At 64.9% G+C, this 1,342-nt stretch carries 2 protein-coding genes; both read left to right on the top strand.

All coding sequences use genetic code 11. The features are described from left to right. Positions 1-7: 7 nt before the first annotated feature. Entirely contained in the window at positions 8-436 is a 429-nt protein-coding gene (gene rplM / locus DBR34_RS04745) for a 50S ribosomal protein L13 (RefSeq protein WP_038685795.1), read from the top strand. A gap of 2 nt (positions 437-438) precedes the next feature. Then, the gene (gene rpsI, locus DBR34_RS04750; RefSeq protein WP_017354549.1) at positions 439-831 is read left to right on the top strand and encodes a 30S ribosomal protein S9; all 393 of its coding nucleotides are present in this window, start codon (positions 439-441) and stop codon (positions 829-831) included. The last annotated feature ends 511 nt before the right edge of the window (positions 832-1,342 follow it).

The following is a 1,342-nucleotide window of genomic DNA, read 5'->3' on the forward strand; positions in this document are numbered from 1 at the left end:
TTCTTTCATGAGCACTTTCACTGCAAAGTCCGAGACCGTCCAGCGCGACTGGTATCTCGTCGACGCTTCCGGCAAGACGCTGGGCCGTCTGTCCACCGAGCTGGCCCGCCGTCTGCGCGGCAAGCACAAGCCGGTCTACACCCCTCACGTTGATACCGGTGATTACCTGGTTGTCATCAATGCAGAAAAGATTGTCGTCACCGGCAACAAGCTGCAGGACAAGCTGTATCACCGTTTCACTGGCTACATCGGCAACCTGAAGACCGAAACTCTGGCCCAGGCGCTTGAGCGCCACCCGGAGCGTGTCATCGAGACCGCCGTCAAGGGCATGCTGCCGAAGGGCCCGCTGGGCCGCGCCATGTACCGCAAGCTCAAGGTGTACTCGGGTTCCGAGCACCCGCACGCCGCTCAGCAGCCTCAGGTTCTGGATATCTAATCATGGCTATCACTCAAAACTACGGCACCGGCCGCCGCAAGTCCTCCACCGCCCGCGTGTTCCTGCGCAAGGGCGCCGGCAACATCACCGTCAATGGCCGTCCGCTGGACGAGTTCTTTGGCCGTGAGACTGCACGCATGATCGTGCGTCAGCCGCTGGAACTGACCAAGAACACCGAAAGCTTCGACATCATGGTCACCGCCGCTGGCGGTGGTACCACCGGTCAGGCCGGTGCGATCCGCCTGGGCATCGCCCGCGCGCTGGTCGAGTACGACGAAACCCTGAAGTCCGAGCTGCGCAAGGCTGGCTTCATGACCCGTGACGCCCGTGAAGTCGAGCGTAAGAAGGTCGGTCTGCACAAGGCCCGTCGCGCCACCCAGTTCTCCAAGCGCTGATCCATCGCGCCTGGCGTGGGATCCTTCGGGATCCCGCTGGGAGGACAGCAAAAGCCCGGCTTCGGCCGGGCTTTTGTCGTTTGTGGGGCCGGTGTTGGCCAAGGCAGGGTCGACGCCGGCTGGGGTCGGGTTGCGATCGGCTGCCGGGCTACAGGCGGGGCCGGGGCCTAGAGCCAGAGCCAGAGCCAGGGCCAGGGCCAGAGCCAGAGCCAGAGCCAGAGCCAGAGCCAGAGCCAGAGCCTCTGCTCTCGTATTCGCCTGGCTGGGTCGGCGCGGGTGGATTGTCGGGACACGCTGCAAGTACGTCCTTGTAAGCTCCGTCGCCGCATCCATGCGGCTCAGGGTCCCGCCAACCCACCCGCGCCGCCCCTCGATAGTTGGCTGGTGCGCAGGGGAAGGGCGAGGCAAGAGCGGGGAGGGGCCTGAATCGGTAGTGCCGGCCGCTGGCCGGCAACCACGCCGCCCATCCGCAAGCCGATGGCATCGCTCGTGAGGGTCGTGACTGCGATCC

Origin of the sequence: Stenotrophomonas sp. HMWF003 (assembly GCF_003061285.1) — a bacterium.
In the GTDB taxonomy this organism is placed as follows: Bacteria; Pseudomonadota; Gammaproteobacteria; order Xanthomonadales; family Xanthomonadaceae; genus Stenotrophomonas; species Stenotrophomonas maltophilia_AP.